The sequence below is a fragment of the Pseudoalteromonas sp. SG43-6 genome, assembly GCF_014164365.1.
GTDB classification, from domain to species: domain Bacteria; phylum Pseudomonadota; class Gammaproteobacteria; order Enterobacterales; family Alteromonadaceae; genus Pseudoalteromonas; species Pseudoalteromonas rhizosphaerae.
Window position 1 is genome coordinate 1 of sequence record NZ_JACJEZ010000145.1, and the last position, 855, is coordinate 855.

Annotated in this window: 2 protein-coding genes; both read left to right on the forward strand. The window is 43.7% G+C overall.

Translation table 11 applies throughout. The annotated features are described in order from the left end of the window. Positions 1–515 (forward strand): tyrosine-type recombinase/integrase (locus H5201_RS22505; protein ID WP_259399742.1); only part of this gene is annotated, 515 nt, incomplete at its 5' end. A 62-nt stretch (positions 516–577) separates the two neighbouring features. Next, positions 578–855 (forward strand): transposase zinc-binding domain-containing protein (locus tag H5201_RS22510; protein ID WP_259399743.1); only part of this gene is annotated, 278 nt, incomplete at its 3' end.

Below are 855 nucleotides of genomic sequence, written 5' to 3' on the forward strand. Positions count from 1 at the left end.
GGCTGATAGAAAGCTGTACGGATGATATGCGACTAAAAACGTTAATAGTGGTTTGCTATGGGTGCGGTTTACGTATTGGCGAATTGTTACGTATCAAAGTGCAAGACATCGATGGCCAGCGTAAAACCATTTTAATTGAACAAGGTAAAGGGGATAAGTCACGGTATGTTGTAGTTTCAGATAGCGTACTAAACCAATTACGCAGTTACTGGAAAATGTATCACCCAACGGGTTGGATGTTTTACTCGCGATTGTTAATGGATAAACCTATGTCAGCATCGACCTTCAGGAAGCCATTGAGAAAACACGCACAAGCGTGTGGTTTAAAACACTGTAATCCACATGCACTACGCCATGCTTATGCAACACATCAACTTGAATCAGGAATGCCACTTCATCAATTGCAACATCAGCTTGGTCATAGTGATATTAAAACGACACAAAGTTACTTACACTGGTTACCTGAGTTAGGGCATGGGGGCATTGATTTGCTTGCGAGTTGGAGTAAACAATAAGCGCTTTGCATCTTGCTGATATTTTAAACTCAAATCTTGAGAATTATCGGCAACATCATACGATGAGCTATCAACAACTGCGTGTCTGTCAGCACCTTCAATCATGCAGAACGGGTCAGCTCGGTTATCAAGCATGGCAATGTGATAGCTGTGGGGAGTCGCAGCAGATTGGGTGTAGTTGTCGAGACCGTCACTGTCCGCGTTGCCAAGGCATGGCCACGGCTAAGTGGGTGCGAAGACAGCAAGAGGATTTATTACCGTGTCGGTATTTCCACCTTGTTTTTACGCTCCCTCATGAGTTGAATATCATTGCTCACTATAACCCAAGTGTGTTGTACCA